Origin of the sequence: Streptomyces sp. NPDC014801, assembly GCF_043082085.1 — a bacterium.
Classification (GTDB): domain Bacteria; phylum Actinomycetota; class Actinomycetes; order Streptomycetales; family Streptomycetaceae; genus Streptomyces.
Window position 1 is genome coordinate 75,934 of record NZ_JBIBXG010000009.1, and the last position, 26,091, is coordinate 102,024.

Consider the following 26,091-nt stretch of genomic DNA (forward strand, 5'->3'; position numbering starts at 1 on the left):
AAGGGCGGGCGCGCCGGGACAAGGGTGCAGGCCGGGAGAAGGGTTCAGAACGGGAAGCGGCTGCGCCCGTGCTGCACCGAGATCCACTTGAGCGAGGTGAACGCCTCCAGCGTGGACTCGCCGTTCAGCCGGCCGGGCCCCGAGTGCTTCTCGCCGCCGAAGGGCACGAGGGGTTCGTCGTGGACGGTGCCGTCGTTCACGTGGAACATGCCGGTGTCGATGCGCTGGGCGAAGCGCACCCCGCGCTCGACGTCGGCGGTGAAGACCGCGCCGCTCAGGCCGTACGGGGTGTCGTTGACGAGGCGCACGGCCTCCTCCTCGCCGTCGAAGGGGACGACGAAGGCGACCGGGCCGAACACCTCCTGCCGCAGCAACGGCGAGTCGGCGCTCAGGCCGGTGAGCACGGCCGGCTCGACCAGGGCGTCGGTGGTGGCGCCGCGCACCAGCGCGGTCGCGCCCTCGGCGAGGGCCTGCTCGATCACCGCGGTGACGTCCTCGGCCTGCCGGGGGTCGATCAGCGGGCCGATGACGGTGGCGGGGTCGCTCGGGTCGCCGGTCTTCAGTCCCCTGACCCGCTCGGCGAATCTCGCGGTGAACGCGTCCGCGAGGGACCGGTCGACCAGGATCCGGTTGGCGGCCATGCAGACCTGGCCCTGGTGGACGTACCGGCTGAAGACGGCGGCGTCCACGGCGTAGTCGAGGTCGGCGTCGTCGAGCACCACCAGCGCGCTGTTGCCGCCCAGTTCGAGCACGGCGCGCTTGAAGTGCCCGGCGCAGACGGTGGCCACATGACGGCCGACCCTGTCGGAGCCGGTGAAGGAGATGACCTTCGGCACCGGGTGCTCCAGGAAGGCGTCGCCGATCTCCGCTATGTCGGTGACGATCACGTTGAGCAGCCCCGCGGGCAGCCCGGCGTCCTCGAACAGCTTGGCTATCAGGGTGCCGCCGACGACCGGTGTGCTCTCGTGCGGCTTGAGCACGACGGCGTTGCCGAGCGCCAGCGCCGGCGCGACCGACTTCAGCGACAGCAGGAAGGGCACGTTGAAGGGGCTGATGACGCCGACCACGCCGACCGGCACGCGGTAGACGCGGTTCTCCTTGCCGTCGATCGGGGAGGGCAGGATGCGGCCCTGCGGGCTGAGCGCCACCTGGGCCGCCTCGCGCAGGAACTCCTTGGCCAGGTGCAGTTCGAACGCCGCCTTGCCGCGCGTGCTGCCCAGCTCGGCGATCATCGCCTCGGTGATCTCCGCCTCGCGCTCCTCGACGAGCCGCAGCACCTTCTCGAACACCGCCCGGCGGGCGAAGGGGCTGGTGGCCGCCCACTGCTTCTGGGCGCGCTCGGCCGCCCGGTAGGCGGCGTCGACCTCGTCGGCCGTGGCGATGGTGATCGAGGCGAGCTTCTCGTTGTCGTACGGATTGAAGTCGATGATCTCCCAGGAACCGGTGCCGGGACGCCACTCACCGTCGATGTACTGCTGCGCCAGGTCGGAGAAGTACGGCGACATGCGATCCCTCAATCCCTTCCTGCCGAGGCAGGCGAAGTCGGCACTCGGTCACTTCGCGGTGCTGATCGCACGTCATCGTACTTGTGTGTTACGACAGTTGAAGGAGTCCGCGCAAAAGGTCCCGGGTCTCCGACGGGCCGGGACTGTCCTGCTGGAGCTCCGAGAGCGCCTGCTCGTACTGGGCGACGTCCTCCCGCTTGTCCAGGTACAGCGCGCTGGTGAGCTGCTCCATGAAGACGACGTCCGACAGGTCGGACTCCGGGAAGCTGAGGATGGTGAACGCGCCGGACTCGCCGGAGTGGCCGCCGAAGCTGAACGGCATGACCTGCAGCCGGATGTTGGGCCGCTCGGACATGTCGATCAGGTGCTGCAACTGCTCGCGCATGACGGCGCGGTCGCCGTAGGGGCGGCGCAGGGCGGCCTCGTCGAGGACGACGTGGAAGTCGGGGGCGTTCTCGGCGACGAGGTACTTCTGCCGCTCCAGGCGCAGCTCGACGCGCTTTTCGACGTCGGCCTCGCTCGCCCCCTTCATGCCGCGGCGCACCACCGCGCGGGCGTACGCCTCGGTCTGCAGCAGGCCGTGCACGAACTGCACCTCGTACGCCCGGATCAGGGACGCGGCGCCCTCCAGGCCCACATAGGTGGGGAACCAGCTGGGCAGGACGTCGGAGTAGCTGTGCCACCAGCCGGCCACGTTCGCCTCGCGGGCCAGATTGACCAGGGCCGTGCGCTCGGCCTCGTCCGTGATGCCGTACAGCGTCAGCAAGTCCTCCACGTCCCTCGTCTTGAAGCTCACCCGGCCCAGTTCCATCCGGCTGATCTTCGACTCGGAGGCACGGATCGAGTACCCCGCCTGCTCGCGAGTGATCCCGCGTGCCTCGCGCAGCCGCCGGAGTTGCGAGCCGAGCAGCATGCGCCGCACCACTGATCCAGGCTCTCCCGCACTCACGTTCGCCTGCCTCCCAACCGTCTCCAGGGGCCGCAGTCTGCCACTAAAACACTCCGAGCAGTACTCGTCCGATTACGCAGACGGAAAAAGGGGATACCGCACTCCTGCGGCTTCCGGCCATCAAGGTGTGGGCAGAGTGCGGGAGTTGGGCGAGAAGATGGCAGAAAAAATGGCCAAGAAGCGGCACGGGGGCATCCATTTCGGTCACGTGCACGTGCATCTGCCCTTGCATCTGGTGTGCGCATCCGAAACCATGGTCCCGCGCCACCGCTGCATCGCAACGACCGCGAACTCCCGGGAGTGCCTCGCATGGGGACGAATGGATCGACCATGCTCGAGCCGTTACGGCAGGGCCTTCCGCCGCTGGATCCCGCAGCCGTGTCCTACGCCGCCTCCTGTTCCCTGCCCGCCCGCCTGGAAGCCGTCCGCGAGGCGCGCCGGTTCACCCGCCACACCCTGGACCAGTGGGAGCTGGGCGACCGCTTCGACGACGTGTGCCTGGTGGTGTCCGAACTCGTCACCAACGCGCTGCGGCACGCGACCCCGCCCGGGGACGGGCCGTCCCACGACCCGCTGCCCCCGGTGCGGCTGCACCTGATGCGGTGGACCGAGCGGCTGGTGTGCGCCGTGCGCGACGCCAGTCAGGAGGGCCCGGTGGCGCGCGAGGCCGACGACTTCTCGGCGGAGTCCGGCCGCGGGCTGTTCCTCGTCGACTCCTTCAGCGACAGCTGGGGCTGGCATCCGCTCAGCGGCTCACTGGGCGGCAAGGTCGTCTGGGCCCTGTTCCGCCTCACGCCCGCCTGACGAACCCCGGTGTCCTGTGACGCCGGGGTTCTACGCGCGTCACCAGAAACCGCTTGCCCCACGGGCCCGTCGACGGGCGGTCAGCCCCCGACCAGATGATCGAACTCCCCGTCCTTGACCCCGAGGAGCATGGCCTCGATCTCCGCGCGCGTGTAGACGAGGGCCGGACCGTCGGGGAACCGGGAGTTGCGGACGGCCACGTCCCCGCCGGGCAGCCGGGCGAACTCCACGCAGGATCCCTGGGAGTTGCTGTGCCGGCTCTTCTGCCAGTTCACCCCGTGCAGGCGCGTGGCGGCGATGCCGTTGTACACGCCGGACGCGTTCTCAACGTCGTACACGTCGTGGTCCACAGGTCGCTCCCCGGAGGTGCACTGGCGGATGAGGCCATTGATGCAGTGGTCAACTGATCCGGATCATAACCCCGTTCACGTGCAGCTGCAGACGCAAATGCACGTGCACGCGGGGTGGTTCCCCGGTTACAGCTTTGACGAGCGCTTTACCCGAACCGTTCCAGCGTCTGCCCCAGAGCAGGCAGAACATGCGCTTTCCAGCCGCCGCCCATGATGCGCCGGGCCATCGACTGCGCCGGGTCGTCCGGATCGAAGCCCTCGTGCACCAGAAAGAGACGCGTTCCGCGGCCTTCCTGTTCCAGCCTCCAGGTGATCGTCCAGTCGGCCGGGTTGGCCGGATCGGCGTCGGCCCAGCGGACGGACAGCATCCGCTCGGTCTCGTAGGCGAGCACCTCCACCTCCACGACACCGGAGAAAGCGGTGTTGGGCCGCGGGACGGAGGTCATCCGGTACCGGTGGCCGACCCGCAGCCGGAAGTCCCCGGCGCCGGGCATCTGCCACTGCGCCAGCAACTCCGGTTCGGTCAGGGCGCGCCAGACCTTCGCGGGCGGATGCGGAAAGAACTGGTCGACCCGCACCGTGGTCAGGTCGTCGTCTTCGTCGGTCATGAGGGCTCATCGTCGGGCATGCGGTCGAGCAGATCGCCGAGCCCCTTCAGTTGCTCGCGCCAGAACCGCTCGTACGGACGGAGCCAGTCCTGCACCTCGGCGAGCGGCACCGCCTCCAGCCGGTAGATACGCTGCCGGCCGGCCCGTTGCTCACTGACGAGCCCGGCGTCCTTGAGCACCTTCAGATGCTCCGACAGGCTGGGCCGGCGCATGGCGAAGTGATCGGCGAGCGCCTGCACGGGCTGGGGCCCGCCGTCCCGCAACAGCCGCAGCACCTCGCGGCGCGTGGCGTTGGCGAGCGCGGCGAAGACACGGTCCTCGGCGGCGGTGTCACGGGCCCCGGCTCCGGTGGTCATGGCGCGGTCAGAAGCCTTCCTTCTCCGTCAGCAGCATCAGACCGTTGCCGTCGGGGTCGGTGAAGGAGGCCATACGGCCCCACGGCTGATCCTCCGGCCCCCGCACCGCGACGCCGGCCTCGGCGAGGCGGGCGCAGTCGGCGTCGACATCGGTCGTCACCAACATGATCCCCCGGGCGGACCCGGCCTCGAATCCCCCCATCCCCGGCCCCGCCAGCGTGAACACGGTCTGCGCCCCCGCGGGCGCGACCTGCACCCACCGCCCGGGCGGCATCTGCACGTCGGCGACGACGCGGAACCCGAGCACGTCGGTGTAGAAGCGCAGGGCGCGGTCCTGGTCGGCGACGGGGAGGGTGACGAAGGAGGCGTGCGTGATGTTCATACGACGACGATAGGTAGGCGTTTCCCTACGTGTCAAACGTAGGTTTTCCCCTACGGATCCGTTTGCCCCGGGGGCGGGTGAACGCCGTGGGTACGGTGCCCGGCGTTGCGAGGCGCCCGGCGCCGGGGTGACCGCCGTGTGATGCGCGGCCCGGCGTTGCGGGGTGCCGCTGCGCCCACCCGTGCCGCCCCAGCGGCACGACTGCCCGCAGCTACGCATGACTGGGTGGGCGCCGCCCCAGGCGGCACGCATGCCCGCGGGTGGAGCGGGCGAACGGCCCGCAGCGCGCGCCCCGATGGTGCCGCAGTCGCCGACGGCGAGAAGGGGACGTGGTGGGGGGTGTCCGCCCGCAGCGGACGGCATTGCCTTTCGCCAGCCTCTTGGAGAGACGTAAGGCCGTACCGAGGACGGACACCCCCCACCACGGCCCCGACCCACCCACCGGCAGAAGGCGCTACATCAGCCCCCACCGGACCCGCGCAGGCCGCCGCAGGCATTCAAGGGGCGCGGGGAACTGCGCGAGCAACCACCCACTCAGCCGCACCCGGCAACGATCCGCACCCACCCGCACAGCCGCCGCAGGCACCCGCACCCGGCGACGAAACCGCACCCACCCGCCCAGGCGCCGCAGGCACCCGCAGGCAGCCGCCCGACGAACAACGGCCCACAAGGTCTGGCCGCACCGACCTACCCGTTGGTAGCGTGCCCCGGTGACTTCCCCGACCCCCGTCCGCGCCGGCACCCGCCGCCGCCTCACCCTCGCCGCCGCAGCCACCGCCACCCTGACCGCCACCCTCGCCGTCACCGCCTGCAGCAGCACCACGGACTCCACGGACGGGAAGCACACCCCCACCCCCACCACCGCCTCGGCGACCACCCCCACCGCGACGGCCACCACCCCCACCCACCCCCCGACCAGCCTGGAAGGCAACTGGCTGGCGACCACCAACGGCAAGGCCGTCGTCCTCGTCATCACCGACACCAAGGCCGCCCTCTTCACCACCGGCGGCACCGTCTGCAGCGGCGAGACCCAGCCCCGCACCACCCCCCAGACCATCCACCTGAAGTGCGGCAAGAACGCCGCGGGCAGCCGCACCACGGGCCAAGTCGACTCCGTCAACAAGACCACGCTCAAGGTCACCTGGCAGGGCGACATCGGCACGGAGACCTACACCCGCTCCGAGGGCGGCAAAGCCCCCACCTTCTTCCCCACGGAAGGCCTGGGTCAGTAAGCACGCGCCCACCTCATGCGCGATGATCCCTGATGCATCATCTCGACCAGCTCAGGGGATCCCGCACATGCGCGCCACGCCGCTCACCGCCAAGACCACGGCCCGCACCACGGTCAAGGCCATCGCCACGGTCTTCGCCGCCACCCTCCTCCTCACCGCCTGCGACAGCGGCAGCGGCAACGACACGGACGCCAAGGCCACCTCAGGCGCCACCACCGACGCCAAGGGCGCCGGCACCGGCAACGGCACCGCCTGCACCCTCGGCAGCGTCGCCGCACAGGTCGGCCCCGTCAGCGCCGCCCCCGCCGCCGGAGACACCGGCACGGTGACCGTGACGCTCACCAACAACGGCGACGACTGCACCCTGGACGGCTTCCCGAAGGTCACCCTCCAGGCCGGCGACACGAACGCGACGGTCCCCGCGGACCAGGCCGCGCAGGCCGGACAGCTCCCGCTGGCCAAGGGCGCGACCACGTCGTTCACGATCACCTACACGCGCGCGGCGGCGACCGGCGCGCAGAGCCTCGCGGCGAAGACGGCGACGTACGCCCTGCCCGGCACGGACGCGACGCAGAACTTCCCGTGGACGTACGGCGAGGTCGCCCTCAAGGGCACCACCCCGGACGCGACGGTGAGCGGCTTCGAACAGGCCGGCGACTGACGCCGGAGGGCACCGCCCCACGAGGACGCACCCCCAACCAGGAGGCGCCCCGGACCGGCGCCCGCCACCTCAAGGCAACGGCGGTCGCCGCTCCCCCACCCGCGCCCGATCCGCCGCCCGAGCCCCCTCGTCCCACCCGGCCGCGTCGCTCACCCCGCGCAGCCGGGTGGAAACGGTCTGCGGGAACATCCGATCGGCCGCGGCGGTGACGGCGACCTCACGCGAGGCGAGGACGGGCAGCAGCTCGTCACTCACCCCGGCCTCGGCCGCAGCCGTCTCCGCCACGGCCGCGAGCCGCCCACCGATCCGATGCGCATACGCGGCGAGGAACGACTGCCGAAACGTCTTCGTCCGCTTGCGCCCGCCCTTGCGCTGCGCGGCCTCCGCCGTGCTCAGCGCCGCCTGCGCCTGCACCAGCAGCGAGGTGTAGAGCAGTTCGACGGCGTCCAGGTCGGCCTCGAACCCGACGACGGTGGAGAAGCAGAGCGCCTCGTTCCACACCGCCCGGCAGTGGTTGGCGGTGGCGACGGCGTCCAGCAGGACGGCTTTGGCCTGCTCGTACGGCGGCTCGACCCCGATCCGGCAGGCCCCGGGCGCGTCCGGCGCGGGCGCCTGCGCGTCGAGCAGCGCCTCGTCGACGCTGTGCCGTGCCATCAGCTCCTGCGCCTTGGCGGTGAGCGCCTCGGCCTCCTCGGGATAGCCGGTCGCCTCCGCCTTGGCGAGCAGCGCACGGATCCGGCCGAGCGTACGGGCGTGGGAGCCGGAGGCGTGCACCCGCCGCGGTTCCTCCAGCGGCTCCAGCGTGGGCAGCCGTACGAGCAGGCGGTACAGCTCGAGGACGGCGGAGGCGCGGGTGAACCGATCCACGCGCCCCTCGGCGGGCCCGGGCAGCTCGTCCAGTTGGGCCCGCCAGCGCGCACCACGGGCCCGGTCGTCGGGCGCCTGGGCCCGCACGAGGTCGGCGACCAGCGCCACATGGACGTCGTCCAGCTCGCGCCGCACGATCCGGACGAGGTCGGCGGGCTGCCACCCACGCCGCCACAGCGCCGCGACGAACTCCCGCCCGCGCCGCTCGACTTCGCCGTCGGCCGCGGGGTCGGCGGCCAGCAGGGAGGCACCGGTGTCCAGGGCGGTGACGCCGGTGTCGTAGAGGGCGGCTCGGAAGGCGCGTTCGACGGTGCTCACCCGACGATCGTGACACGGACGACTGACAACCCGGATCGTCAACCAAGGGTTGACGCCCGAGCATCGTCAACCTACGGTTGACACATGTCGACGAACCCCGCTCTCACGACATCCGTACGCCTCGACGACCTCATCGCGGCCATCAAGAAGATCCACGAAGAGCCCCTCGAACAGCTCCAGGACGCGGTGCTCGCCGCGGACCACCTCGGCGAGGTGGCCGACCACCTGATCGGCCACTTCGTCGACCAGGCCCGCCGCTCGGGCGCCTCCTGGACCGACATCGGCAAGAGCATGGGCGTCACCCGCCAGGCGGCCCAGAAGCGCTTCGTGCCGAAGGAGTCCACCGACCTCGACCCGAGCCAGGGCTTCAACCGCTACACCACGCGCGCCCGCAACGTCGTCGTGGCCGCGCACAACGAGGCCAAGGCGGCCCACCACGCGGAGGGCCTGCCCGAGCACCTGGTCCTCGGGCTGCTCGCCGAGCCGGAGGCCATCGCCGCAAAGGCCGTCACCGCTCAGGGCGTCACCCTGGACGCCGTCCGCGAGGCGGCCCGGGCGGCCCTCCCGCCGGCCGTGGAGGACGCGCCCGACCTGGTGCCGTACAGCTCTTCGGCGAAGAAGGTGCTGGAGCTGACGTTCCGCGAGGCGCTGCGCCTCGGCCACAACTACGTCGGCACCGAGCACATCCTGCTGGCCCTGCTGGAGCACGAGAACGGCGAGGGCGTCCTCAGCACGCTCGGCATCGACAAGCCGGCCACGGAACGCCACATCGCGGACCTCCTCGCCCGGATCGAACCGGCCGAGGAGAACTGACCGCACCGAGAACACCCGATCTCACCCGAACCGCCCACAGCCCACCTCACCCCGCCCACCCAGCGGACTGGGCCCCGTCCGAACCCGCAGCGACGACCCTCCCCCTCGCCCCGGACGCCATTGTCAGACCCCCCTGCGACACTCACGACATGGCCGACCGCTGGGCACTCGCCCCGGCCGAGGACGGTGGCGTGGACGTCGCCCCCCTCGGCCCGGACGGGCTGCCCGCCGGTCCGGTCCGGCGGGAGGAAGACCTCGCGCAGGCCGTGCGCAGCCGGCCGCACGTCACGCGCTGGGTCTGGCGTTCCACGGCCGAGGTCTATCCGCGTCTGCTCGCCACGGGGGTGCGAGTCGAGCGGTGCTACGACGTCGAGGACGCCGAGACCCTCCTCCTGGGCCACGAGGGCCGCTACGGCGAACCTCGTTCGGCGGCCGCCGCGCTGGCACGCCTGCGCGGCGGCCCCGTACCGCCCGACCCGCCGCAGCGGTCGGCGGAGCCGGGCGCCCAGTCCTCGCTGTTCGAGCCGCAGGCCACCCACCTGCCGCTGACCGACCTGCTCGAGGTGTACGCCGAGCAGCAGCGCCGGCACGCGCGCGCCGAACACCCCGACCGGATGCACCTGCTGACGGCGGCCGAGTCGGCGGGGATGCTGGTGGCCGCGGAGATGAACCGCGCCGGGCTGCCCTGGCGCGCGGACGTGCACCGCGCGGTGCTGCACGACCTGCTCGGCGAGCGGTACGCGGGCGGGGGCGAGCCGCGCCGCCTGGCCGAGCTGGCGGACGAGGTGTCGGCGGCCTTCGGGCGCCGGGTGCGCCCCGACCTGCCCGCCGACGTGATCAAGGCGTTCGCGCAGGCCGGGATCAAGGTGAGATCGACCCGCCGCTGGGAGATCGAGTCCGTCGGCCATCCGGCGGTGAAACCGCTGCTGGAGTACAAGAAGCTGTACCGCATCTGGGTCGCGCACGGCTGGTCCTGGCTGCAGGACTGGGTGCGCGAGGGCCGGTTCCGGCCGGAGTTCCTGGCCGGCGGCACGGTGACCGGACGCTGGGTCACCAACGGCGGGGGCGCGCTGCAGATCCCGCGGGTGATCCGGCGGGCGGTGGTCGCCGACCCCGGCTGGCGGCTCGTCGTCGCCGACGCCGACCAGATGGAGCCGCGGGTGCTGGCGGCGATCTCGCGCGATCCGGGGCTGATGGAGGTCGCCGGCCGCGAGAGCGACCTGTACCAGGAGGTGTCCGACCGCGCGTTCGCCGGTGACCGCGGCCAGGCCAAGATCGCGGTGCTCGGCGCGGTGTACGGCCAGACGTCCGGTGACGGCCTGAAGAACCTCGCCGCCCTGCGCCGCCGCTTCCCGCGCGCGGTGGCGTACGTCGACGACGCGGCGCGTGCCGGTGAGGAGGGCCGCCTGGTGCGCACCTGGCTGGGCCGGACCTGCCCGCCGGCGGCGGGCGCCGCCGACGACACGGGCGAGGGCATTCCGGTGGCGGAGGGCGAACCGGGGCCCGGCGACGCGGGCGACCGCGCCTGGGTTCCCGGGTACGCCTCGACCGACGCCCGCGCGCGGGGCCGCTTCGCACGCAACTTCGTGGTGCAGGGCAGTGCCGCCGACTGGGCCCTGCTGATGCTCGCCGGGCTGCGGCAGCGGTGCGCGGACATGGCGGCGGAGCTGGTCTTCTTCCAGCACGACGAGGTGATCGTGCACTGTCCCGAGGAGGAGGCGCCGGCGGTCGTGGCGGCCATCCGGGAGGCGGCCGACGTGGCGGGCCGGCTGACGTTCGGCGAGACGCCGGTGCGCTTTCCGTTCACGACGGCGGTGGTGGAGTGCTATGCCGACGCCAAATAAACCGAGTGTGCGCCCGCCGATTTTTATGTGATCATGACAGTCGATCCCGGTCCGACGGCGCGCGCGGTTCACGCGCAGCTCGGGGGAGTGTCGCCGCCGTGACGGGATCCCGGGGACACACGGGGACCCTGGCCGGAAGAGGTGACCGGCCGGGGTCCTCGTCCCCGCTCGCCGGCGTCTCAGACGACCGAGCCTCAGATGACCGGGCCTCAGATGACCGGGGCCTCAGGTGACCGGGCCTCAGATGACCGGGGCCTCAGGTGACCGGGCCTCAGATGACGGGTGGCCGTCCCAGCCGGGTCAGCCGCCACACGGTGCGCCACCGCATGGGGCGCCGCTCACCGGCCGGCTGCCGCAGCCCTTCCGCGAAACCGCCGAACCACGCCCTCAGCCCGCCCGCCGACCGGGTGCGCAGCAGCGTGACGGCGATCCAGACGCCGAGGTGGACGGGGATGAGCGGCAGCGGGAGCCGGCGCCGCACGAGCCACACGCGGTTGCGGGCGGTGACGCGGTAGTAGATGGCGTGCCGCGCGGGTGAGGTCTTCGGGTGCTGGAGCAGCAGCTCGGGCGCGTAGAGGATCTTCCACCCGGCGTCGGCGGCCCGCCAGGCCAGGTCGGTCTCCTCGTGAGCGAAGAAGAACTCCGCGGGCCAGTCCCCGATCTGGTCGAGCATGGCCATGCGGAAGGCGTGCCCCCCGCCGAGGAACCCGGTGACGTATCCGCCGCGCAGCGGATCGGCGTCACCGGCCCGCGGCACGTGCCGCCGCTGCGTCTCCCCGTTCTCGTCGGCGATGCGGAACCCCACGATGCCGAGCCGCGGATCACCGTCGAACAGCTCCGCCACGCGCCGCAGGACGTCGGCGTCGACGAGCAGCCCGTCGTCGTCGAGCTCCACGACGACATCGACGTCACCGAAGGCGCGCAGCCGGTCGAGGGCGACGTTGCGCCCGCCGGGGCAGCCGAGGTTCTCGTCGGTCTCGACGACGGTGACCTCACCGGGCAGGGACAAGCGCTGGGCGAACTCGGGCAGCCGGCAGCCGTTGCCGACGATCACGATGCGGGCGGGCGCGAGATCCTGCTTGGCCACGGACTCCAGCAGGGCGTCGACCTCGGCGGGCCGGTTCCCCATGGTCACCACGGAGACCGCGATCCTCGGCTGCACCAACGTCCCTCACTCCATCCGGCCACCGCCCACACCCACACACGACCGCGCGGGCCCGTCGTTCACCAAGATGTTCCCCCACCACCCCCCGTTCCCCGGACACCCCTTCACTTTGCGCCCTTTTTACACCTGTTTCCCCAGCCGGCCGATCCCGCCACCGTGCAGCCCGGCAGCCTGTTTCAGACCTAGGCGTCCCCGAGTTCGCGCAGGTCGACGTAGCCCGCCCGGAAGTCCGGCGCGTTCATCTCGACGTCCATGTGACCGGCGTCGATCGCCTCGACCTTCCAGAGCCTGCCCGCGATCTCGACGGTGCTGCCCTGTCGTACATCGTCGTAGAAGGCGAGCTGTCCCTTGCCGACCGCGGTCACGCTGATCGACGCCCGGGCGGGACCGCTCTGGATGTCGGTGACGACGGCTCCCGCGCCCGGGCCGTTGTCGGGCACGTGCCAGCGCAGCCGCCACTGGCCGTCGTGCGTCGTCGGCCACTTGGCCATGTGAGCCCCCTGGTTCGTGCCGTTGTGTTCCGCCGTGGTGAGCACCACACGGTAGGTGCAGATCTGGGCGACCGCGAAGGAGTGCCCGTTCACGGTGATCTTCTGTCCCGCGCTCACCGTCTGCCTGCTCGCGCCGGCGGTCAGTACGGCCGTGCGGTGCTTGCCGTCGGCGTTCGCCTGCGCGTACGTCACCTTGCCCGCGCCCGGTACCTCGGTCGCGCCACCGCGCAGGAGGTGCAGTCCCTGCGCACCCGTGCCGCCCTCGCACTCGGGTCCCTTGTCCGCCGCGGGCACGGGCCGCGGTGACGAGGCGGACGCCGAAGGCCCCGTGGTGTCGGACCCCTTGGATTCACCCGTCGTACCGCAGGCCGCCAGCAGCAGCACCAGGGACACAGCCCCACCGAGTTTCGCGATCCTCATCCTGTTACCTGCAGTTCCTGGGTCTGTGGGCGACGAGCGGCTGCAGGGCCGGGCTCGTGGTGGTCGCCGGCCATGAAATGTCCACGCTAACAAGGCGCGGTCGGCGACTTACGCCGTCCCGGTGATGCTCACCGCACTCTCACCAACCCTGCGGGCCGAGACCCGGCGGGGACACTCGGCCGACCACCGCGGTGACGAGCCCCGAACTGAGACCCCGGCCGGCTGAGAGCGGACGGTGCCCGACGTCATCGCCTATCCGCTGAACGAGAAAACCCCAGGTCGGAGACGATCCGTCCTGGGGTTTCAGTGGAGCCGCTTTCGGGATTCGAACCCGAGACCTACGCATTACGAGTGCGTTGCTCTGGCCATCTGAGCTAAAGCGGCGTGCTGCCCGCACCATGGTGCGATCGGCAACGTCGGTAAGTCTACACAGTTTCCGGGGGTGCTTCGTACCAGCCCCGGAGTGGGGGATCCGGGGCTGGTGGGGGCAGGGTTACGAGCAGCGCTTGCCGGCGGGGGGCGGGGTGCCGTGGAGCAGGTAGGTGTTGATCGCGGAGTCGATGCAGGTGCTGCCGCGGCCGTAGGCGGTGTGGCCGTCGCCGACGTAGGTGAGCAGGCGGGCCGAGGAGAGCTGGCGGGTCAGGGACTGGGCCCAGCGGTAGGGGGTCGCCGGGTCGCGGGTGGTGCCGACGACCACGATGGGGGCGGCGCCCGCGGCCTTGATGCGGTGGGGCTCGCCCGTCGCCCGGACCGGCCAGTAGGCGCAGTTCAGGGACGACCAGGCCAGGCCGGCACCGAAGACCGGGGAGGCCTTCTCGAAGGCGGGCAGGGCCTTTTCCACCTGCTGCGGGCTGTCGAAGGCGGGCGGGAGGTCGAGGCAGTTCACGGCGGCGTTGGCGAACATCAGGTTCGCGTAGCGGCCGCCGGAGTCCCGCTCGTAGTAGCTGTCGCTGAGGGAGAGCAGCCCGGCGCCGTCGTTCTGCTTCATCGCCGAGGTGAGGGCCTCGCGCAGCTGCTCCCAGGCCGCCTCGTCGTACATCGCCGCGATCACCCCGGTCGTGGCGAGCGCCTCGCCGAGCTTGCGGCCGTCGGCGTCACCGGCCGGGATCGGGTGCGCGTCGAGCTTGCGGAAGAACGCCTTGAGGTGGTCGCCGACCTGCTGCGGGGTGGTGCGCGGGCCGCCGAGCGGGCAGTCGGCGTGCTTGACGCAGTCCTTCGCGAAGGACTGGAACGCCGTCTCGAAGCCCGCCGTCTGGTCCAGGTTCATCCGGCGCGCCGGCAGCGAGGGGTCCATCGCCCCGTCCAGCACCAGCCGGCCCACCCGGTCCGGGTACAGCCCGGCGTACGTCGCCCCCAGGTACGTCCCGTACGAGGCGCCCACGTAGGTCAGCTTCCGGTCGCCGAGCGCGGCGCGCACGATGTCCATGTCGCGGGCGGCCTCCACGGTGGAGACGTGCCGCAGCAGCTTCGCGGAGCGCGCCCCGCAGCCCTCCGCGAACTTCTTGTACGCCGCGACCAGCTCGTCGGTCTCCTCCTGGTCGTCCGGCGTGACGTCGGTCTGCGTGTAGGCGTCCATCTGGCGGCCGTCGAGACATTCCACGGGCTCGCTGCGGGCCACGCCGCGCGGGTCGACGGCGACCATGTCGTAGCGGGCGCGGACCTGCGCGGGGTAGCCGATCCCGGCGTACTCCTGGAGGTAGCCGACCGCGGAGCCGCCGGGTCCGCCCGGGTTGACCAGCAGTGAGCCGAGCGGCTTGCCCGGTCCGGTGGCCTTCTTGCGGGCCACCGCGAGCCTTACCTGGCCCGCCTCGGGGTGGGCGTAGTCGAGCGGGGCCTTCAGCGTGGCGCACTGGAACCCGGGGACACCGCAGGAGCGCCAGACGGGTTTCTGGCCGTAGTACGACGCCAGCGCGGACGGCGTGGCCTGCGAGAGCGGGGCCAGCGCCGCCTGGGCCGTCGTCGTGCTGGCGGTGTTCGTGGAACCGCCGTCGGAACAGCCGGCCACCAGCAGCGCTGCGGCGGCCAGGACGCCGGCGGCCATACGGGACCTGCGGAGAGTGCGCCTTGTGTGCATTCGGCGAGCGTAACGCTGAGCGACGCACCGCATGCGTTGCGTACGCTACGTGACCCGTACGAGTTACGTCCTCGCGGCGCCCCGGCCGGCCCCGCCCGCTCGTCTCCGTCCGGCTCAGCCCGCTCTGAGCGCCATCGTCATCGCCTCCACCGCGAGCAGCGGTGCCACGTTGCGGTCGAGGGCCTCGCGGCACGCGGCGATCGCCTCGATGCGCCGCAGGGTGGACTCCGGGGTGCCGGCGCGGGCGAGGCGCTCCAGCGCGTCCTCGGCGTCCGCGTTCGCGATGGCGACGCGGGAGCCGAGCTGGAGGGCGAGGACGTCACGGTAGAAGCCGGTGAGGTCGGTCAGCGCGAGGTCCAGGCTGTCGCGCTGGGTGCGGGTGCGGCGCCGCTTCTGCTTGTCCTCCAGGTCCTTCATCACGCCCGCGGTGCCGCGCGGCAGGCGCCCGCCCTGGGCCGCGCCGAGCGCCGCCTTGAGCTCCTCCGTCTCCTTGGCGTCGAGCTCCTCCGCCAGCGCCTTGGCGTCCTCGGCGGCCGCGTCGACCAGTTCCTGCGCGGCCTTGAGGGCGCCGCCGACGTCCTCGACGCGCAGCGGCAGCTTCAGCACGGCGGCGCGGCGCTCCCGCGCGGCCGGGTCGGTGGCCAGGCGGCGGGCCCGGTCGACGTGCCCCTGCGTGGCGCGGGCCGCCGCGGCCGCGACGTCCGGCTCGACGCCTTCCCGGCGCACCAGCATGTCGGCCACGGCGGCGACCGACGGCGTGCTCAGGTTCAGGTGGCGGCAGCGGGAGCGGATCGTCGGCAGGACGTCCTCGATCGAGGGGGCGCACAGCAGCCACACCGTGCGCGGGGCGGGCTCCTCGACGGCCTTGAGGACGGCGTTGGCGGACTTCTCGTTCAGTCGCTCGGCGTCCTCGACGAGGATGACCTGCCAGCGGCCGGTCGCGGGCGAGGTGAAGGACTTGCGGACCGTGTCCCGCATGTCCTCGGCGAGGATCTGCGTGCCCACCGCGGCGACGGTGGTGACGTCGGCGTGGGTGCCGATGAGCGCCGTGTGGCAGCCGTCGCAGAAGCCGCAGCCGGGGGTGCCGCCCAGGGCGCGGTCGGGGCTCACGCACTGCAGCGCGGCGGCGAAGGCGCGTGCCGCGTGGACGTGCCCGGCGCCGGGCGGTCCCGTGAACAGCCAGGCGTGGGTCATCTTCGACGCCTGCGGCGCCGGCGAGCCCGTCTCGGCCGCGGTCACGAGGGCGTCGGCGTCCCGGGCGGCGGCGGCCAGCTGCTCGCTCACCCGCTCCTGCCCGACCAGGTCGTCCCACACGCTCATGGGTCACCCCGCCCTTTCGTCCTGTTCCACCTTGCAGGATCCATTGTGCGGGTGACCACTGACAACGAGGCCGACGGGCGCCTGCCCGCCGTCAAGAGGCAGGAGGGCGCGACCACCGGCCGCGCCCTCCGCCACGGTTCGCCTCAGCGGCCTCAGCGGCCCCGGCCCCGTCGCCGGCCCCGCTCGTCCTCGTCGTGCTCCTCGTCGTCGTAGCGCGGGCCGAGGAGTTCGTCGGCGAGGGTCGGCAGGTCGTCCAGCGGGGTCTCCTCCGCCCAGTCCGAGCGCGGGCGGCGCGTGGGCGTGCCGTCCGCGTCGAGCTGCGGCAGCTCGCGCGTGCGGTCGTCGGAGCCGTCGGGACGCGGGGACGCGGGCCGCTCGTCGCGGAAGTAGCCCGGCGGCACCCGGTCCGCGGCGTCCTCCTCGCGCACCGGCGGCAGGACGGCGGTCTCCTCGGCGTCCGCCGGGGGCACCGGCGGCAGCACCGCGGTCTCGTCCGCCGCGCCCGGCGGGGTCTTCGGCAGCACCGCCGTCTCGTCGGCCGCGCCCTGCGGCACCGGCGGCTGCGGCAGTTCCGCCGTGACCTCGGTGTCGGAGGCCTCGGCGGGCGGGCCGGAGCGGTCGGCGTCGGCCGGCTCGTCCCGTACGGGGCGCAGGACCGCCGTCTCCTCCAGGGGGCCGCCCGTCGCGTTCGTCGGGGTCACCACCGGCGTCGGCACGGTCACCGCCTCCGGCGCCACGGCCGGCGGGGCCGGCTTGGGGCCGGCCTGGGCGGCCGCCGCGGCCTGTTCCGCCGCACGGCGGGCCTCCTCGGCGCGCAGCAGGGCCTCCTCGGCCTTGCGCTGCTTCTCCAGGCGCTGCCGTTCGGCCTCGGCGCGCAGCCGGGCCTCCTCCTCGGCCTGCTTGCGCCGCTGCTCCTCCTCGGCCCGGCGGCGGGCCTCCTCCTCGGCGCGGGCCTTCTCCTCGGCGAGCAGCCGGGCCCGCTCCTCCTCGGCGCGCCGGCGTGCTTCCTCGGCGCGCTGCCGGGCCTCCTCGGCCTGCCGTTCGGCCTCGCGGCGCTGGGCCTCCTCCAGCTCGCGCCGCTTGCGCTCCTCCTCCTCGGCGCGCAGCCGGGCGAGCTCCTCCTGGCGCTCGCGCTCCAGGCGCTCCTCCTCGGCCTTGCGGGCGGCTTCTTCCTCGGCCTTGCGGCGCGCCTCCTCCTCGGCCTTGCGCCGGGCCTCCTCCTGGGCCTTGATCTCGGCCTCGGACAGCGGCAGCACCTGGTCGAGCCGGTGCCGGATGACGGTGGTGACCGCCTCGGGCTCCTGGCCGGCGTCGACCACGAGGTAGCGGCCGGGGTCGGCGGCGGCGAGGGTGAGGAAGCCGGAGCGCACGCGCGCGTGGAACTCCGCCGGCTCCGACTCCAGCCGGTCCGGGGCCTCGGTGAACCGCTCGCGCGCGGTCTCCGGCGCGACGTCCAGCAGCACGGTCAGATGCGGTACGAGGCCGTTGGTGGCCCAGCGGTTGATGCGGGCGACCTCCGTCGGGGACAGGTCGCGGCCGGCGCCCTGGTAGGCGACGGAGGAGTCGATGTACCGGTCGGAGATGACGACCGCCCCGCGCTCCAGGGCGGGCCGCACGACGGTGTCCACGTGCTCGGCGCGGTCGGCGGCGTACAGCAGCGCCTCCGCGCGGTGGGACAGCCCGGCCGACGACACGTCCAGCAGGATGGAGCGCAGCCGCTTGCCGACGGGCGTGGCACCGGGCTCGCGCGTGACGACGACCTCGTGGCCCTTGCCGCGGATCCACTCGGCGAGCGCCTCGGCCTGGGTGGACTTGCCGGCGCCGTCGCCGCCCTCCAGGGCGATGAAGAAGCCGGTGCCGGCGGGCGCCTGCACCGGGTCGTCGCCGAGCAGCGCGTCGCGCAGGTCGTGCCGCAGCGGTACGCCCGCGCGGTCGTCGACCTTGGCCAGCACCAGCACGGCCACCGGCAGCAGCAGCGCGCCGACGAGCATCAGCGTGAACGCGGCGCCACCGTGGGCGAAGACGAACTTGCCGTTCTGCAGGCGGTGCGGCCCGATGCCGGCGGCGACCAGCGGCGCGATCACCGCGGCGAGCGCGAGGAAGACCCGGACGACGGCGTGCAGGTGCTCGGTGATGCGCGGCCGGCGGTAGTCCTCGGTCTCCTGGTCGAGCAGGGTGTGCCCGGTGTTGGCGGCCACGCCCGCGCCGACTCCGGCGAGGGCGGCGATCAGCAGGACGCTGGTGACGTCCGGGACGAGGCCGGCGGCGAGCAGGGCGACACCGGTGAAGGCGATCGACAGGGACAGCAGGCGGCGCCGCGACAGCGACACCAGCACCTTGGGCGCCGTACGGATGCCGACCACGACGCCGCCGGTGAGCGCGGCGACGAGCAGGCCGTAGAGGACCGGGCCGCCGCCCAGGTCCTTGGCGTGCAGCACGCACACGGCGACGGCCGCGGAGATCGCCCCGGCGACGGCCGCGCACGCGAACACGAGCAGCGGGATCGCGCCGGTGCGGCCCTTGTCGGCGCCGGTGCCGGTCTTCGGGCGGCGCAGGCCCTCCAGCGGCGAGCGGGCGCGCGGGGTGCGCGTGGCGGGCAGCTCCAGGAAGGTCAGCACGGACAGGGAGGCGGCGAACAGGCCGGCCGCCACGTAGGAGGCGAGGGCCGCCTTGTGCTGGTCGAACCAGTCGATGCCGGTGCCCAGCAGGTTGTTCAGCAGGGCGGCGAGGACCAGGACGGCCGCGCCGACCGGGATCACGGCGAACGCGGTCCGCAGGGACAGGCGGCGCAGGGCGTCGAGGTGGTCGGGCAGCGGACGGACGGTGGCGCCCTCGGGCGGCGGGGCGGGCAGCAGCGCGGGGGCCGCGCTCTCCCGGCACACCGTCCACAGGCGCTCGGCGATCGAGGTGAGGAAGACGGTGACGAGCAGGACGGCGAGGGCGTCGCGCGGCGTCCAGTCGATCCACAGGGGCGCGACGATGAGCAGCGCGGCCCGGACGCCGTCCGCGCCGACCATGGTCCAGCGGCGGTCGAGCGGACCGTCCTGGGAGGTCAGCGACGTCAGCGGGCCCAGCAGGACAGCGCCGAAGAGCAGGGTGCCGAGAATGCGCACGGCGAAGACGGTCGCCACTGCGAACGCCACGCCCCGGTAGCCGCCGCCGAAGGAGCCCTGGTCGATCGCCGCCTGCAGGGCGAGCAGCACCAGGACCAGCAGCGCGAGGACATCTCCGACACCGCCCACCACCTGTGCGCTCCACAACCGCCTGAGCTGCGGATGGCGCAACAGCGCGCGGACGGCGCGCTCGCGGGAGTCCGCTACCAGGGCGTCGTCCGGGACCGGGTTGGGGGCCGTTGGCTGGTCGGCTCGCGTCATGCATTCAGACTATCGGGCGCCACCGACAGTCACCGTCGACCGTCCGAACAGGCGCGCGCCCCGACACCGATTTGGGTGCCGGGGCGTGCCTTGTGCGAACGCGGCGCCGGCGCGACCCGCCGACGGCGGCTCGGCCGGCGGGCCGTCAGTCCTCGGCCGGCGCCTTGGACGCCGCGGTCTTCTTCGCGGCCGTCTTCTGGGCGGTGGTGGCCTTCTTCGCCGTGGTCGTCTTCTTCGCGGCCGTCTTCTTGGCCGTCGTCGTCTTCTTCGCGGTGGTCGTCTTCTTGGCCGCCGCCTTCTTCGCCGTCTTCTTGGCGGGGCCCTTCGCGCGCTTCTCGGCGAGCAGCTCGAAGCCGCGCTCGGGGGTGATCGTCTCGACGCTGTCGCCGGAGCGCAGGGTCGCGTTGGTCTCCCCGTCGGTGACGTACGGGCCGAAGCGGCCGTCCTTGACCACGACCGGCTTGCCGCTGACCGGGTCCTCGCCCAGCTCCTTCAGCGGCGGCTTGGCCGCGGCACGTCCGCGCTGCTTGGGCTGGGCGTAGATCGCCAGCGCCTCTTCCAGCGTGATCGTGAAGAGCTGCTCCTCGGACTGCAGGGACCGCGAGTCCGTGCCCTTCTTCAGGTACGGGCCGTAGCGGCCGTTCTGCGCGGTGATCTCCTGGCCCTCGGCGTCGGTGCCGACGACGCGCGGGAGCGACATCAGCTTCAGCGCGTCGTCGAGGGTGACCGTGTCCAGGGACATCGACTTGAACAGCGACGCCGTGCGCGGCTTGACCGCGTTCTTGCCGGTCTTCGGGGTGCCCTCGGGCAGGATCTCGGTGACGTACGGGCCGTAGCGGCCGTCCTTGGCGACGATCGTGTGACCGGTCGCCGGGTCGGTGCCCAGCTCGTAGTCGCCGCTCGGCTTGGCGAGCAGTTCCTCGGCGAGCTCGACGGTCAGCTCGTCCGGCGCCAGGTCGGCGGGGATGTCGGCGCGCTGGTGCTCCTCGGTGTCCTTCTCGCCGCGCTCGATGTACGGCCCGTAGCGGCCGACGCGGAGCACGATGCCGTTGCCGACGGGGAACGAGGACACCTCGCGGGCGTCGATCGCACCGAGGTCGGTCACCAGCTCCTTGAGGCCGCCGAGGTGGTCGCCGTCGCCGTTGCCGGCGTCGGCCGCGGCGCCCTCGGCGCTGCCCTCGCCGAAGTAGAAGCGCTTCAGCCACGGCACGGCCTGGGCCTCGCCGCGGGCGATGCGGTCGAGGTCGTCCTCCATCTTGGCGGTGAAGTCGTAGTCGACGAGCCGGCCGAAGTGCTTCTCCAGCAGGTTGACGACGGCGAAGGACAGGAAGGACGGCACGAGGGCCGTGCCCTTCTTGAACACATAGCCGCGGTCGAGGATCGTGCCGATGATCGACGCGTACGTCGACGGGCGGCCGATCTCGCGCTCTTCGAGCTCCTTGACCAAGGAGGCCTCGGTGTAGCGGGCCGGGGGCTTGGTCGCGTGGCCGTCGACGGTGATCTCTTCGGCGGCGAGCCGGTCGCCCTCGGAGACCTGCGGCAGCCGGCGCTCGCGGTCGTCGAGTTCGGCGTTCGGGTCGTCGGCGCCCTCGACGTAGGCCTTGAGGAAGCCGTGGAAGGTGATCGTCTTGCCGGACGCGCTGAACTCGACGTCCCGCCCGTCGGCGGCGGTGCCGCCGATCTTCACGGTGACGGAGTTACCGGTCGCGTCCTTCATCTGGGAGGCGACGGTCCGCTTCCAGATCAGCTCGTACAGCTTGAACTGGTCGCCGGTCAGGCCGGTCTCCGCGGGCGTGCGGAAACGGTCCCCCGAGGGACGGATCGCTTCGTGCGCCTCCTGCGCGTTCTTCACCTTGGCGGCGTAGGTACGCGGCTGGGGCGGCAGGTAGTCGGCCCCGTACAGCTGCGTGACCTGGGCGCGAGCGGCCGCGATGGCGGTGTCGCTCAGCGTCGTGGAGTCCGTACGCATGTACGTGATGTAGCCGTTCTCGTACAGCTTCTGCGCGATCTGCATGGTCGCCTTCGCGCCGAAGCCGAGCTTGCGGCTGGCCTCCTGCTGCAGCGTCGTCGTACGGAACGGGGCGTACGGCGAGCGGCGGTACGGCTTGGACTCGACGGAGCGCACGGAGAACTGCGTGTTCTCCAGGGCGGCGGCCAGGGCGCGGGCGTTCGCCTCGTCGAGGTGGAGGGTGTTCGCGCTCTTGAGCTGGCCAAGGGAGTCGAAGTCACGGCCCTGCGCGATCCGCCGGCCGTCGACGCTCTGCAGGCGTGCGACCAGCGACGACGGGTCGGACGGGTCCCCCGCGCGGCCGGTGGCGAAGGTGCCCGTCAGATCCCAGTACTCGGCGGAACGGAACGCGATGCGCTCGCGTTCCCGCTCCACCACGAGCCGGGTGGCGACGGACTGCACGCGGCCGGCCGACAGCCGGGGCATGACCTTCTTCCACAGCACCGGGGAGACCTCGTAGCCGTAGAGGCGGTCGAGGATGCGGCGGGTCTCCTGGGCGTCGACCAGCTTCTGGTTGAGCTGGCGCGGGTTGGCGACGGCGGCCTGGATCGCGGACTTGGTGATCTCGTGGAAGACCATCCGCTTGACCGGGACCTTCGGCTTGAGCACCTCCTGCAGGTGCCAGGCGATGGCCTCGCCCTCGCGGTCCTCATCGGTGGCGAGGTAGAGCTCGTCGGACTCCTTCAGCAGGTCCTTGAGCTTCTTGACCTGCGCTTTCTTGTCGGCGTTGACGACATAGACCGGCTGGAAGTCGTGCTCGACGTCCACGCCGAGGCGGCGGACCTCGCCGGTGTACTTCTCGGGCACCTCCGCGGCGCCGTTGGGAAGGTCACGGATGTGCCCGACGCTCGCTTCGACGACGTAGCCGGGGCCGAGATAGCCCTTGATCGTCTTCGCCTTGGCAGGCGACTCGACGATGACGAGTCGGCGGCCGCCCTGTGCGGTCTCGCTGGTCGGGGACAACTTCGCTCTTCTCTCCGGTCGACGCTGGGCCTCCCCAGGCCTTGATTGCCGGGGTCGGGTCTTCACTTCGTGGCGCGCTCGCCTGACGGGCTCTACCGCCGGTCCCGTCGGCGCGCTCGCTGGTGACGCTGCGGAGTGTGACGGTACATCCCGCCCCCGTGTCAAACGGGAAAAGCCCGCAACGGCCACTCGAACGGTAACCCGAGTAACGCCGATCCTGCCGCCCGGAGTGCCCAGCCGCCCTTCCGGTCCTGTCCGGAGCGTCACATTCCTATTACTCGCGGTCGATGCCGTACAGCGGCCTCAGACCTGCGTGAAGCACCACAGGCCGGTGCCCAGCGCGGCCACCGCCGCGAGTGTCGCGAGGGCCGCCGATGCGACCGGCCTCACACCGTGGGCGACCGGCTCCCCCTGCCTCGCCCGGATACCGGTCCACACCAGCAGTGCGCCTCCGAACAGGGCGAACACCGCTCCGGTGAAGATCGCCGGTCCGCTCTCCATGGCTGGCGTGCCCCTGTTCTCCCGTCCGCGAGTGCCCGGTGCGCAGACACTGACACGCACGGACGGCGGGCAGGCGAACCCCGGGTGAACGGCACACCGCCGACTCCCCCCGCACGCCCCTCGGCGGTACGGCGCGGACGACTTTCCGCCTTTTTTCGCGCCGCGCCGTTTTTTCTCCGCCGGGACGGCTCACGGTGGGCTCGGCACCCCCAGGGGGCTCGGTACTCCCAGGAAGCTCAGTCCCCCCAGGGGCGCCCCCTCTCCCTCGGCTCCCCGGCGGCTCACCGCTCCTTCGCTGCCAGGGGCCGGCCCCCGTGCCCTCACTCGGCCGGGTCGAGGAACCCCTGTTCCACCAGCAGCCGGATCTGGGCCGGCGTGCGGTCGCGCAGCAGGACCGGGTCCTCGCCCATCAGCTGGGCGATCGCGTCCAGGATGCGGCCCGCGCTCAGCGTGCCGTCACACACGCCGGCGAAGCCCGCGCCGACCGTGTCGACCTTGGTGGCCCGGCGCATGCCGCGGTTCTGCCGCAGCACGACGTGCTCGGGGTCCTCGGCGCCGGGCAGCCCGACCTGCTCCTGGACCACCTCGGCGGCCAGCCGGTAGTGCGCCGCGAGCAGCGCCGCGTCGTCGTGCGCGCGCAGGTGGTCCAGGCGCCGGAAGTGCGCCCGGATGGTGTCGCCGAGCGGCTGCTCGACCGGGTGCGGCCACTCCTCGACGGTGATCGACGGCTCGTCGGAGTCCGTACGGCGCAGGGTGATCCACCCGAAGCCGACGGCCTTCACCTTGCGCGACTCGAACTCCTCGAGCCACGCGTCGTACCGCGCCTGGTACTCGGCCGGGTCCGCCCGGTGGTCACCGGCGTCCCTCAGCCACAGCTCGGCGTACTGCGTGACGTCCTGCACCTCGCGCTGCACGATCCACGCGTCGCAGCCGCGGGGCACCCATGACCTGAGCCTGTCCTGCCAGTCCTCCCCTTCGACGTGCTGCCAGTTGGCGAGGAACTGCGCGAACCCGCCCGCGTTCAGCCGTTCCCCTGCCCCCTGAACGAGCGAGCGGCACAGATCGTCCCCGCCCATGCCGCCGTCCCGGTAGGTCAGCCGGGCGCCGGGCGAGATCACGAACGGCGGGTTGGAGACGATCAGGTCGAACGTCTCGTCGGCGCGCAGCGGCTCGAACAGCGAGCCCTGCCGCAGATCCGCCTCCGGCGCGCCGGACAGCGCCAGGGTCAGCGCGGTGATGTGCAGCGCGCGGGGGTTGAGGTCGGTGGCGGTCACTCGCGTGGCGTGCCGGGCCGCGTGCAGGGCCTGGATGCCGGATCCGGTGCCGAGGTCCAGCGCGGCGGAGACGGGCGTCCGCACGGTGATGCCGGCCAGCGTCGTGGAGGCGCCGCCGACCCCGAGCACGACCCCTTCGTCGCGGCTGCCGATGCCGCCGGCGCCGCCGACCGCGCAGCCCAGGTCGGAGACGATGAACCAGTCCTCGCCGTCGGGTCCGCCGTACGGCCGTACGTCCACGGTGGCGGCCACCTCGTCCCCGCCGGCGCGGACGAGCCAGCCGCTCTCCAGGCAGGCGTCCACCGGCAGTACGTCCGCCACGCGCGCGTGCGGCACCGGCTGCTGCAGCAGGAACAGCCGTACGAACGTCTCCAGCGGCGTGTCGCCACGGGTCGCCCGCAGCGCGGGCACGGTCTCGCTGCGGGCCAGCGCGGCGTAGGCGGGCGCTCCGAGCAGGTCGAGCAGCCCGTCAGCGGTGAACGAGGCACCGAGCAGCGCATCACGCAGCCGCGCGGCGACGTCCCGGTCGACGGAGGGCAGGGGGGAGAGACTGGCGTTACTCACGCTCCCCATTGTGTCCCGCGACCTCGCAGAGCGCGGGCATACGGGGGCGGGGCGGATGGCCTGCTTCCTCCCCTGCGCCTGCGCCTGCGTCGGCCACTGCGCGGGGGCATCGGCCTCTTGGCGGCCGGGGGTGACGGCCGGAATCGACGCCCCGGCCGGGTTCCAGACCCGGCGCCGGGCCGGCCGCCGACTGCGCCGGGATCCGCGTCGGCCGTCGCGGCCGGGCGAGGCCGTCGGCCGTTCAGGCATGGACCGGCCATCAGGGCGGGGTCGGGCCTTGGTGGCCGCAGGTCGCGCACGTGCGCGGCCACCCGCGCCCCGGCCAGGAACCGTTCGTGCGCGCGTGTCGGCGGCCGAGGCGGCCGCGACCGTCAGGACCGCGACTGCCGTCAAGGCCTACGCCGGCCACGGAGCGGCGTCAGGCCCCGGCGGCCGGGATCCGCCGTAGGCGGCCGGTCGCCGGCGTCGAGCCGGCGCAGGGTCTCGGCGGGAGCGGGCCCGGCGCCGGGTCTCGGCGGGGGCCGGCCCGGCGCCCGGGAGCCGGGGTCAGCTCTTGGAGGCCGAGGGGGCCGCCGGCGCGGAGGCGGTCTTGCAGCTCTCCTGCTTGCTCATCGCCTTGCCGACGTCGCCCTCCTCCAGGTTCTTCAGCGCGTCGCTGCCGCTCTTGCTGAGCTTGTCCAGCTCGGTGGCGATTCCCTTGAGACCGTCGGCGAACTTCGCCTGGTCCGTGGTGTTCAACGCGTCGACCTGCTTCTTCAGCGCCGCGTACTTCGCGGACAGCGCGTCGAGCTCCTTGACCGCGTCCTGCTGCTTCTTCTCGCCGCCGTCCACGTTCGGCGCCCCGGCGCGCTGCACCGCCGCCCCGATCGCCTTGTACGCGTCGGACATGTCCTGGAAGGCCCGCGCGTCGGTCGCCTGCACGTCCTTGGGTGCGCTGTTGTCCGAGGTCTCCTTCTGGATCGCGGCGTTCGCGGCCTCGATCTTCTTCGCCTGCGGCTGAACGGCGTCACAGACCTGCTTGGCCCAGGCATCCAGCTTCTCGTTGCCGTTGTCGCTGCTGCATCCGGACAGCGCCAGTACCAGTACCGCACCGCCGGACAGTGCGGCCGCGAGCTTCTTGTTCACCGGATTGGTCCCTTCCATGGCTCTCGGCCCCGGAACATACACGCCGCCCGTGCGACACCTGCACTCGGGATGCCCGATTAATCACTTTTGAAGCCATTCGCACCAAGCGAGAGAAGGCTCACG

At 72.6% G+C, this 26,091-nt stretch carries 21 protein-coding genes and 1 tRNA gene; 5 read left to right on the top strand and 17 right to left on the bottom strand.

The features are described from left to right. Positions 1-44: 44 nt before the first annotated feature. Together ACF1AL_RS22245 and ACF1AL_RS22250 are read right to left on the bottom strand one after the other, a co-directional pair. Entirely contained in the window at positions 45-1,505 is a 1,461-nt protein-coding gene (locus ACF1AL_RS22245) for an aldehyde dehydrogenase family protein (protein WP_391704424.1), read from the bottom strand. 88 nt (positions 1,506-1,593) lie between these two features. Further along, complete coding sequence (locus ACF1AL_RS22250) at positions 1,594-2,418, bottom strand: helix-turn-helix domain-containing protein (protein WP_386913925.1); 825 nt, start codon at positions 2,416-2,418, stop codon at positions 1,594-1,596. Between the two features lie 366 nt (positions 2,419-2,784). Between ACF1AL_RS22250 and ACF1AL_RS22255 the strand changes: the two genes are divergently transcribed. Continuing rightward, positions 2,785-3,258, top strand: coding sequence for an ATP-binding protein (locus tag ACF1AL_RS22255; RefSeq protein ID WP_366840617.1), 474 nt, complete (start codon positions 2,785-2,787; stop codon positions 3,256-3,258). 80 nt (positions 3,259-3,338) lie between these two features. On the opposite strand, the gene ACF1AL_RS22260 is transcribed toward ACF1AL_RS22255, so the two are convergent. From ACF1AL_RS22260 to ACF1AL_RS22275, 4 genes are all read right to left on the bottom strand, one after another. Continuing rightward, positions 3,339-3,608 (bottom strand): DUF397 domain-containing protein, encoded by a 270-nt coding sequence (locus ACF1AL_RS22260; RefSeq protein ID WP_366840618.1) that lies wholly within the window; start codon positions 3,606-3,608, stop codon positions 3,339-3,341. Between the two features lie 146 nt (positions 3,609-3,754). Beyond that, positions 3,755-4,216 (bottom strand): SRPBCC domain-containing protein, encoded by a 462-nt coding sequence (locus tag ACF1AL_RS22265; RefSeq protein WP_384214551.1) that lies wholly within the window; start codon positions 4,214-4,216, stop codon positions 3,755-3,757. Continuing rightward, positions 4,213-4,572, bottom strand: a complete 360-nt coding sequence (locus tag ACF1AL_RS22270) for a metalloregulator ArsR/SmtB family transcription factor (RefSeq protein WP_366840620.1) — start codon at positions 4,570-4,572, stop codon at positions 4,213-4,215. Before ACF1AL_RS22270 ends, ACF1AL_RS22265 begins: the two co-directional genes overlap by 4 nt. A gap of 7 nt (positions 4,573-4,579) precedes the next feature. Then, the gene (locus ACF1AL_RS22275; protein ID WP_366840621.1) at positions 4,580-4,954 is read right to left on the bottom strand and encodes a VOC family protein; all 375 of its coding nucleotides are present in this window, start codon (positions 4,952-4,954) and stop codon (positions 4,580-4,582) included. A gap of 710 nt (positions 4,955-5,664) precedes the next feature. On the opposite strand from ACF1AL_RS22275, the gene ACF1AL_RS22280 reads away from it, so the two are divergent. Both ACF1AL_RS22280 and ACF1AL_RS22285 read left to right on the top strand, forming a co-directional pair. Beyond that, a complete protein-coding gene (locus tag ACF1AL_RS22280) occupies positions 5,665-6,186 on the top strand; it encodes a hypothetical protein (protein WP_391777952.1) in 522 nt (173 codons plus the stop codon). A 67-nt stretch (positions 6,187-6,253) separates the two neighbouring features. Beyond that, positions 6,254-6,847, top strand: a complete 594-nt coding sequence (locus ACF1AL_RS22285) for a DUF4232 domain-containing protein (RefSeq protein ID WP_391777953.1) — start codon at positions 6,254-6,256, stop codon at positions 6,845-6,847. Between the two features lie 69 nt (positions 6,848-6,916). Here the strand turns inward: ACF1AL_RS22285 and ACF1AL_RS22290 are convergent, their stop codons facing one another. Further along, a complete protein-coding gene (locus ACF1AL_RS22290; RefSeq protein ID WP_391827047.1) occupies positions 6,917-8,032 on the bottom strand; it encodes a DUF2786 domain-containing protein in 1,116 nt (371 codons plus the stop codon). A gap of 84 nt (positions 8,033-8,116) precedes the next feature. Between ACF1AL_RS22290 and ACF1AL_RS22295 the strand changes: the two genes are divergently transcribed. Both ACF1AL_RS22295 and ACF1AL_RS22300 read left to right on the top strand, forming a co-directional pair. Next, positions 8,117-8,845, top strand: a complete 729-nt coding sequence (locus ACF1AL_RS22295) for a Clp protease N-terminal domain-containing protein (RefSeq protein WP_391827049.1) — start codon at positions 8,117-8,119, stop codon at positions 8,843-8,845. 149 nt (positions 8,846-8,994) lie between these two features. After that, complete coding sequence (locus ACF1AL_RS22300; protein ID WP_366836860.1) at positions 8,995-10,689, top strand: bifunctional 3'-5' exonuclease/DNA polymerase; 1,695 nt, start codon at positions 8,995-8,997, stop codon at positions 10,687-10,689. Between the two features lie 271 nt (positions 10,690-10,960). Here ACF1AL_RS22300 and ACF1AL_RS22305 read toward each other — a convergent pair whose 3' ends face one another. From ACF1AL_RS22305 to ACF1AL_RS22350, 10 genes are all read right to left on the bottom strand, one after another. Further along, a complete protein-coding gene (locus tag ACF1AL_RS22305; protein WP_391827051.1) occupies positions 10,961-11,854 on the bottom strand; it encodes a glycosyltransferase family 2 protein in 894 nt (297 codons plus the stop codon). 182 nt (positions 11,855-12,036) lie between these two features. Then, the gene (locus tag ACF1AL_RS22310) at positions 12,037-12,765 is read right to left on the bottom strand and encodes a hypothetical protein (RefSeq protein ID WP_391827053.1); all 729 of its coding nucleotides are present in this window, start codon (positions 12,763-12,765) and stop codon (positions 12,037-12,039) included. Between the two features lie 307 nt (positions 12,766-13,072). Beyond that, a tRNA-Thr gene (locus ACF1AL_RS22315) sits at positions 13,073-13,149 on the bottom strand. Positions 13,150-13,258: 109 nt separating this feature from the next. Further along, positions 13,259-14,839 (bottom strand): alpha/beta hydrolase, encoded by a 1,581-nt coding sequence (locus tag ACF1AL_RS22320; RefSeq protein WP_391827056.1) that lies wholly within the window; start codon positions 14,837-14,839, stop codon positions 13,259-13,261. A 114-nt stretch (positions 14,840-14,953) separates the two neighbouring features. Further along, positions 14,954-16,159 carry a DNA polymerase III subunit delta' gene (locus tag ACF1AL_RS22325; protein ID WP_366836864.1) on the bottom strand — a complete coding sequence of 402 codons (1,206 nt, stop codon included), beginning with the start codon at positions 16,157-16,159 and terminating at the stop codon, positions 14,954-14,956. Between the two features lie 152 nt (positions 16,160-16,311). After that, the gene (gene tmk, locus ACF1AL_RS22330) at positions 16,312-19,533 is read right to left on the bottom strand and encodes a dTMP kinase (protein ID WP_391827058.1); all 3,222 of its coding nucleotides are present in this window, start codon (positions 19,531-19,533) and stop codon (positions 16,312-16,314) included. Between the two features lie 145 nt (positions 19,534-19,678). Continuing rightward, complete coding sequence (gene topA / locus ACF1AL_RS22335) at positions 19,679-22,504, bottom strand: type I DNA topoisomerase (protein WP_391820781.1); 2,826 nt, start codon at positions 22,502-22,504, stop codon at positions 19,679-19,681. A gap of 303 nt (positions 22,505-22,807) precedes the next feature. Then, complete coding sequence (locus ACF1AL_RS22340) at positions 22,808-23,005, bottom strand: hypothetical protein (RefSeq protein ID WP_384202055.1); 198 nt, start codon at positions 23,003-23,005, stop codon at positions 22,808-22,810. A gap of 320 nt (positions 23,006-23,325) precedes the next feature. Then, the gene (locus ACF1AL_RS22345) at positions 23,326-24,852 is read right to left on the bottom strand and encodes a methyltransferase (protein ID WP_384202052.1); all 1,527 of its coding nucleotides are present in this window, start codon (positions 24,850-24,852) and stop codon (positions 23,326-23,328) included. A 537-nt stretch (positions 24,853-25,389) separates the two neighbouring features. Next, positions 25,390-25,986, bottom strand: a complete 597-nt coding sequence (locus tag ACF1AL_RS22350; protein WP_366836869.1) for a small secreted protein — start codon at positions 25,984-25,986, stop codon at positions 25,390-25,392. Between the last annotated feature and the right edge of the window lie 105 nt (positions 25,987-26,091).